This is a genomic window from Falsiroseomonas stagni DSM 19981, assembly GCF_900114315.1.
GTDB lineage: Bacteria > Pseudomonadota > Alphaproteobacteria > Acetobacterales > Acetobacteraceae > Falsiroseomonas > Falsiroseomonas stagni.
This window is the reverse complement of sequence record NZ_FOSQ01000036.1, coordinates 1-6791: the sequence shown is the minus strand read 5'-3', so window position 1 is coordinate 6791 and position 6791 is coordinate 1. Positions and strand designations below refer to the sequence as shown.

Genomic DNA, 6791 nt, shown 5'->3' with positions numbered 1-6791 from the left:
AGCCGCGCCACCAGCGCGGCGAGGAAGCCCGCCGCCTGGTTCAGCCGGTACTTGACGCCGGGATTGCTGAGCTCGGCGATCCCCCGCAGCGCCGCCCACGCCGCCGTCTGCCGCAACGACAGCCCGCCCGGGCCGCGGGCGAGCGCGATCCGCAGCAAGCCGGCGCCATCCACCACCTCGCGCCGCCGCTGGATCGCCTTCGTCTCCAGCGCCAGCGCGTCGAGGTCGAGACCCGGCGGGAGACGCGCCAGCAACTCCGGAAACTGATCGTGCAGGGCAGGGGTCGGATCGGACATCCGCCCCCAGAATCAGATCCAACCGCGTCGGGGCAAGACCTATTTTAGCGCGTATGGGGGAGACCCCCCTGGACCATCGTCAATATCCCCGCGGTCCAGGGTCCCGCTGGACCCTGGCATGGGGGGTACGGGGGGAACAGCGTTCCCCCCGGGCCAGTCGCCCCCCTCACCGCGGCGCGGCCGAGGCGCGCCCGCGCTCGATCTCCCGCCACCGCGCCACGTTCCGGTTGTGCTCCTCCAGCGTGCGGGCGAAGGCGTGGCCGCCGGTGCCGTCGGCGACGAAGAAGATGAAGTCCGTCGCCTCCGGCCGGGTTACGGCGCGCAGGCTGTCGCGGCCCGGGCTGGCGATCGGGCCGGGGGGCAGGCCGCGGATGCGGTAGGTGTTGAAGGGGTGGTCGCGGTCGAGGTCGGCGCGAGTCAGCGGGCGTTCCAGCACCCCGCCATCGGCGGCGGCGTAGGCGGCGGTCGGGTCCGATTGCAGCATCATCCCGCGGCGCAGCCGGTTGATGAAGACGCCGGCGACGCGGGCGCGTTCATCGGCGCGGCCGGTCTCGCGTTCCACGATGGAGGCGAGGATCAGCGCCTCCCGCGCCGTGGTGATGGGCAGGCCGGGCTGGCGGGCGGCCCAGATTTCCGCGAGTGCCTGGTCCATGGCCTGTTCGGCGCGGCGGACGAGGGAGGCGCGGGTGTCGCCGAACTGGTAGCTGTAGGTCTCGGGCAGGATCTCGCCCTCCGCGATCTCGGGCATCTCGCCCGTCAGCCCTTCGGTCCGTTCCAGCAGGGCGGCGATCTGGCGGGCGGTCAGGCCCTCCGGGATGGTCACGCGGCGCTGCACGGGGCGGGCCTTGCGCAGGATCTCCAGCACATCGCGCAGGCTGGCGCGGGCGGGGAAGACGAATTCGGCGGCACGCACGGCGCCCTGGCCGCGCGTCAGCCAGATGGCGGCGAGGAAGGCGCGGGGGTCGGCGATGACGCCACGTTCCGCCAGGGCTTCGGCGATGATGGTGGTGCCGCCGCGGGGGACGACGACCTGCGCCGGTTCGGCCAGCGGGCCGGGGGCGGTCCAGGCGCGGTCCGCCCACCACCAGGAACCCCCGGCGATGCCGGCGATGACGAGCAGGATGAGGAGGAGGGCGACGAGGCGGCGCATGGTCTAGTGGTGGCGCCGCATTCCCGGTCTGGCAAGGCGCCCGCGCGTCAAACTACGCGCGGGGTCCGCGGCTGCATCGGGAAGGCGGCCTGGGGCCGCCTTCCCGGGGGCAGTCAGGCGGCCTTCTTGAAGATGATGCTGGCGTTCGTGCCGCCGAAGCCGAAGCTGTTGGACAGCGCGATGTCGATCTTCCGCGGCTGGGCTTCCAGCGCCACGCGGTCGATCGGGCTTTCCCGGGACGGGCTTTCCAGGTTCAGCGTCGGCGGGGCCACGCTGTCGCGGATGGCGAGGATGGAGAAGATGCCCTCCACCGCGCCGGCGGCGCCCAGCAGGTGGCCGATGGCCGACTTGGTGGAGGACATGGCGAGGTTCTTCGCCTCATCGCCCCAGAGCCGTTCCACCGCCTGCAGTTCCAGGTCGTCGCCCATCGGCGTGGAGGTGCCGTGCGCGTTGACGTACTGGATCTCCGCCGGGCTGAGGCCGGCGCTGCGCAGTGCCGCGCGCATGGCGCGGAAGGCGCCGTCGCCATCCTCGGTCGGTGCGGTGATGTGGTAGGCGTCGCCGGACATGCCGTAGCCGATGACCTCGGCGTAGATCTTGGCGCCGCGGGCCTTGGCGTGTTCCAGCTCCTCCAGCACCACCACGCCCGCGCCTTCGCCCATGACGAAGCCGTCGCGGTCCTTGTCCCAGGGGCGGCTGCCCTTGGTGGGGGCGTCGTTGAAGGCGGTGGAGAGGGCGCGGGAGGCGCAGAAGCCGGCCATGCCGATTTCGGCCACCGCGGCTTCGGCGCCGCCGGCCACCATGACATCGGCATCGCCCAGCGCGATGAGCCGCGCCGCATCGCCCAGCGCATGCACGCCGGTGGCGCAGGCCGTGACCACGGCGTGGTTCGGGCCCTTGAAGCCGTATTTGATGGAGACGTGGCCGGAGGCCAGGTTGATCAGCGCGGAGGGGATGAAGAAGGGCGAGATGCGCCGCTGCTTCCCCTGGGCAATCAGCAGGGAGGCTTCATAGATCGTGGGCAGGCCGCCGATGCCCGACCCGATCATGACGCCGGTGCGGCAGCGCTCTTCCTCCTGGTCGGGACCAGGCATCCAGCCGCTGTCCTCGACCGCTTCCTGCGCCGCGACGAGCGCGAGCTGGATGAAGCGGTCCATCTTCTTCTGGTCCTTGACGGGGATCCACTCGTTGATGTCGAGCTTCCCCTCCGCCTTGGTGCCGACCGGAACCTGGCCGGCGATCTTTGCCGGCAGGTTGCTGACGTCGAAGGACTGGATCGCCGCCAGCCCGCTTTCGCCGGCCAGCATGCGCTTCCAGACATTCTCGACGCCGAGGCCGAGCGGGCAGGCGATACCCATTCCCGTGACGACGACGCGCCGCGGCGCCTCGAGATGAACGAACACCCCTGGATCCCCTACCCTGCCGACCGATCGCCCTGTTCAGGCAGACTTCTGCTTCTCGATGTAGTCGATCGCGTCCTTGACGGTCGTGATCTTCTCGGCGGCGTCGTCGGGGATCTCGACCCCGAAGGCTTCCTCGAAGGCCATGACCAGCTCGACCGTGTCGAGGCTGTCCGCGCCCAGGTCGTCGATGAACGACGCTTCCGTCGTCACCTTGGATTCCTCGACGCCGAGGTGCTCCACGACGATCTTCTTCACCTTGTCGGCGGTGTCGCTCATCCCGCGATATCTCCTGCTGGTACGTGCCGTGCTGCGAACGCGAAGGGTGCGCGCCCGGCCGTTGGTTCCGGGGCGGCGCCGCTTAACATGGATGCGTCATCTGGCCTAGGCGGAGCCGGCGCGCAAGCCGCCCGGGGGCGCTAACCGGTGGAAAGGCAGGGACAGGCCCTGCCTTTTTTGCCGCCGGCGGGCGGATGGCCCCCTGGTGGTCTCCCTGGCGGCCCTCCTGGTGACACATCGAATCGAAAGCCTCAGATCATCGCCATCCCGCCATTAACGTGGATGGTCTGGCCGGTGACCCAGGCGGCTTCCGGGCTGGCCAGGTAGGCGACGGCGCCGGCGATATCCTCCGGCGATCCCATCCGCTGGGTCGGGATGCGGGACAGCAGCGCGGTGCGGGCGGCTTCCGGCAGGGCGTCCGTCATCGCCGTCTTCACGAAGCCGGGGGCGACCACATTCACCGTCACGCCGCGGGTCGCGACTTCCTGGGCGAGGGATTTGGACATGCCGATCAGCCCCGCCTTGGCGGCGGCGTAGTTGGCCTGGCCGGCATTGCCGGTGACGCCGACGATGGAGGCGATGGAGACGATCCGCCCCGACCGGCGCTTCATCATGCCCCGCAGCGCGGCGCGGGCCAGGCGGAAGGGCGCGGTGAGGTCGACCTCCAGCACCGCGTTCCAGTCGGCATCGCCCATTCGCAGCGCCAGCATGTCCCGCGTGAAGCCGGCATTGTTGACCAGGATGTCGAGCGCGCCATGCGCGCCCTCCACCTTCTCCACCAGCGCGGCCGGCGCGGCGGGGTCGGCCAGGTCGGCGGGCGCCATCAGCACCCGTTCGCCGCCGAGCGCTTCGGCCAGAGCCGCGAGCTCCGCCTCCCGCCGCCCGGTGATGGCGACCGTCGCGCCCTGGGCGTGCAGGGCGGTGGCGATGGCGGCGCCGATGCCGCCCGTGGCGCCGGTCACCAGCGCCACCTTGCCGTCGAGACGGAACATCAGCGTGTCTCCTCGCCTGCATCCAGGCGCTTGATCATGGTGAAGCGCGTCTGGCCCGGGGGGCAGTCGGGGATCGTCCCGACGACGCGGTAGCCCTGCTTTTCATAAAAGCCGCGGGCCTGGAAGGTATAGGTATCGAGCCTGGCGCCGATGCAGAAGCGGGCGCGGGCCTCGGCCTCGGCGGCCGCCAGAAGCCGCTGGCCCCAGCCGGCGCCGCGCAGGGCGGGGGGCACGGCCAGGTTCTCGGCATAGAGCCAGGACCAGCCGGTGCGGCCGACCAGCCCGCCCACCACCTGGCCCTGGCCGTCGCGCAGCAGCACGCAGAGGGGGCGCGAATCGTGCGGGAAGCCGGCTTCCGCATTGGCTTCCCGCAGCGCGCCGCGCGCGGCCGCTTCCTCCGCCGGATCGGGCGTGGCCGTCAGGTGGAGGGAGACCGTCACAGCGCCTTGAGGAAGGCTTCGATGTCGGCCGGGGTGCCGATGGCGCTGGCGCTGGCTTCCGGCGCCAGGCGCTTCATCAGGCCGGTCAGGACCTTGCCGGAACCCACTTCCACGAAGCGGTCGCAGCCCATGGTGCCCATGGCCAGGATGCATTCGCGCCAGCGGACGGTGCCGGTGACCTGGCGGACCAGAAGGTCCCGGATGGTGTCGGGGTCGGTCGCCTTGGCCGCGGTGACATTCGCGACCACGGGGATGACGGGGGCGGCCATGGCGGCGGCGGCCAGGGCCTCCGCCATCGCATCGGCGGCCGGGGCCATCAGGGCGCAGTGGAAGGGGGCGGAGACCGGCAGCTTCATGGCGCGCTTCACGCCGGCGGCCTTCGCACCCTCGATCGCGCGATCGACGGCGGCGGTGGCGCCGGAGATGACGATCTGCCCGCCGCCATTGTCATTGGCGATCTCGACGACCTCCCGCTTCCCCGTCTCCGGGTCGGCCGCGGCGGCGGCGCAGATGGCCTGGGCCTGGTCGTAGTCGGCGCCCAGCAGCGCGGCCATGGCGCCGGTCCCGGGCGGCGTCGCCTGCTGCATCGCCTCGCCGCGCAGGCGCAGCAGGCGCGCGGCGGTGGAGAGGCTGAAGGTGCCGGCGGCGGCGAGGGCGGCGTATTCGCCGAGCGAATGGCCGGCGACGAGGGCTACGCGGTCGCGCAGCGCGAAGCCGCCCTCCTTCTCCAATACCCGCACGACGGCGAGGGAGACGGCCATGAGCGCGGGCTGGGCGTTGGCGGTCAGGGTCAGTTCGTCGGCCGGCCCCTCGAACATCAGCTTGGAGAGCTTCTGGCTGAGGGTGTCGTCCACTTCCTGGAACACCTCCCGCGCGGCGGGGAAGGCGGCGGCGAGGTCGCGGCCCATGCCGGGGGCCTGGCTGCCCTGGCCGGGAAAGGTGAAGGCGAGAGCCATTTTTTTCCGTGTGACCCTGGTGTGACGGGCGCGGCCCTAGGCCGGAGGGGCGGGAGCGTCAAGGGTGGCGCGCCGCGCGGCGATGCGTGGCGGCACTTTGGCGGCTGGCCCCGGCGGGGCGTCCGGGCTAATGGCGGCTCATCCAACTTCCAACCGAGCAAGAAGGGCCTTCCGCCATGCCGCTCCTCCGCGTCGTCAACCGCAAGCGCCGCAAGGCCCTGGCCAACCTCAAGGGCGCCGACCTGAAGGAGCGCCTGTCCGCGGCCGTGAAGCGCCTGAAGGCGAAGCGCCGCCGCGGGCTGTGAGGCCGCCGGGGGCGTCGCAGCCCCCCTCGGCCTGACAGGCGTGTCCGATTGGAGGGCGCGTCCGGCGATGCCGGGCGCGCCTTTTTTCATGCCGTCTTGCCCTGCCCGGCCCCCCGTGGCGGGCTACTCGCCTTGAAGGCGAGTGGCCGGGGCCGGCGCCGCGCTCCGGGGTTTCCCCGCCCCTGTCGGTGGCCGGTGGACCTGGCGGGTGCGCCAGCCTGCATCACGGCCCTCCCGGTTGCGCCGCGACTCCGCCAATTCTGCCCCTGCATATAGCCAGGCGACAGGGGATTGTTCATGAATGCAACTATGGGTTGCTGGTTTTCGGCAGGACGATTTGCGAATTTGAGATAGGGCCTCGTCGGCGATCGATGCAGATCTGCGACTTGCCTCGGGAAAAGAGACGACATGAGCTGGAGCGCCGGCAGTCCGACTGAGGGTCCTCACACCTTCACGGGCGGTTCATCCGCCGCTTCCGCCGCGGGGCTCGGCGGCGCCGACGTGATGCGGGGTGGCCAGGCCGGGGATCTCCTGGCGGGCGACGACGGCAATGACACGCTGCAGGGCAATGCTGGCGCCGATACGCTCGATGGCGGTGCGGGGAATGACCAGCTTCTCGGCGGTGCCGATGGGGACAGCCTCTCCGGCGGCGGGGGCAATGACACGCTGGCCGGCGGTGCGGGTGCGGATACGCTGGTCGGCGGCGAGGGCAATGATATCCTGGATGGCGGGCTTGGCGCCGACAGCATGGTGGGCGGCGCCGGGAACGATGTCTATGTGGTGGACGATGCCGGCGATGTGGTGGTGGAGGCCGCGGATGGCGGCATCGACCGCGTCAGCACGGCGTTCAGCTATGCGCTTCTTGCCGATTTCGAGGGCCTGCTGCTGAGCGGCACGGGTGATGTGACCGGCACGGGCAATGGGCTGGCGAATGCGCTGATCGGCAATGTCGGCGCGAACCTGCTGGATGGCG

Annotated in this window: 8 protein-coding genes and 1 pseudogene; 2 read left to right on the top strand and 7 right to left on the bottom strand. The window is 71.2% G+C overall.

The window, feature by feature from the left end; genetic code table 11:
* The 7 genes and pseudogenes from BM041_RS29600 to fabD all read right to left on the bottom strand — a co-directional run.
* Window positions 1-296, bottom strand: a pseudogene (locus tag BM041_RS29600) (IS4 family transposase); the annotation flags it as partial.
* A 166-nt stretch (window positions 297-462) separates the two neighbouring features.
* On the bottom strand, window positions 463-1446 hold the full coding sequence (gene mltG / locus BM041_RS29595) for an endolytic transglycosylase MltG (protein WP_092963669.1): 984 nt from the start codon (window positions 1444-1446) through the stop codon (window positions 463-465).
* 113 nt (window positions 1447-1559) lie between these two features.
* A complete protein-coding gene (gene fabF, locus BM041_RS29590) occupies window positions 1560-2849 on the bottom strand; it encodes a beta-ketoacyl-ACP synthase II (protein WP_281244731.1) in 1290 nt (429 codons plus the stop codon).
* Between the two features lie 36 nt (window positions 2850-2885).
* Window positions 2886-3125 (bottom strand): acyl carrier protein, encoded by a 240-nt coding sequence (locus tag BM041_RS29585; protein WP_092963667.1) that lies wholly within the window; start codon window positions 3123-3125, stop codon window positions 2886-2888.
* A gap of 251 nt (window positions 3126-3376) precedes the next feature.
* Window positions 3377-4117: a 3-oxoacyl-[acyl-carrier-protein] reductase gene (gene fabG, locus BM041_RS29580; protein WP_092963665.1), complete on the bottom strand. Its 741-nt coding sequence runs from the start codon at window positions 4115-4117 to the stop codon at window positions 3377-3379.
* Window positions 4117-4557, bottom strand: coding sequence for a GNAT family N-acetyltransferase (locus tag BM041_RS29575; RefSeq protein ID WP_245762318.1), 441 nt, complete (start codon window positions 4555-4557; stop codon window positions 4117-4119). Before BM041_RS29575 ends, fabG begins: the two co-directional genes overlap by 1 nt.
* Window positions 4554-5513, bottom strand: a complete 960-nt coding sequence (fabD, locus tag BM041_RS31705; RefSeq protein ID WP_092963663.1) for an ACP S-malonyltransferase — start codon at window positions 5511-5513, stop codon at window positions 4554-4556. The genes BM041_RS29575 and fabD overlap by 4 nt, the downstream gene beginning before the upstream one ends.
* A 176-nt stretch (window positions 5514-5689) precedes the next feature.
* Between fabD and BM041_RS32025 the strand changes: the two genes are divergently transcribed.
* Together BM041_RS32025 and BM041_RS29565 are read left to right on the top strand one after the other, a co-directional pair.
* Entirely contained in the window at window positions 5690-5818 is a 129-nt protein-coding gene (locus BM041_RS32025; RefSeq protein WP_281244730.1) for a hypothetical protein, read from the top strand.
* Window positions 5819-6226: 408 nt separating this feature from the next.
* On the top strand, window positions 6227-6791 hold a 565-nt coding region (locus tag BM041_RS29565; protein WP_139226248.1), incomplete at its 3' end, for a calcium-binding protein.

What these genes read in the sequence shown, in the direction of transcription:
- mltG (WP_092963669.1), bottom strand. Translation starts at nt 1,446, where the DNA reads ATGCGCCGCCTCGTCGCCCTCCTCCTCATCCTGCTCGTCATCGCCGGC.
- fabG (WP_092963665.1), bottom strand. Translation starts at nt 4,117, where the DNA reads ATGTTCCGTCTCGACGGCAAGGTGGCGCTGGTGACCGGCGCCACGGGC.
- BM041_RS32025 (WP_281244730.1), top strand. Translation starts at nt 5,690, where the DNA reads ATGCCGCTCCTCCGCGTCGTCAACCGCAAGCGCCGCAAGGCCCTGGCC.
- BM041_RS29585 (WP_092963667.1), bottom strand. Translation starts at nt 3,125, where the DNA reads ATGAGCGACACCGCCGACAAGGTGAAGAAGATCGTCGTGGAGCACCTC.
- fabD (WP_092963663.1), bottom strand. Translation starts at nt 5,513, where the DNA reads ATGGCTCTCGCCTTCACCTTTCCCGGCCAGGGCAGCCAGGCCCCCGGC.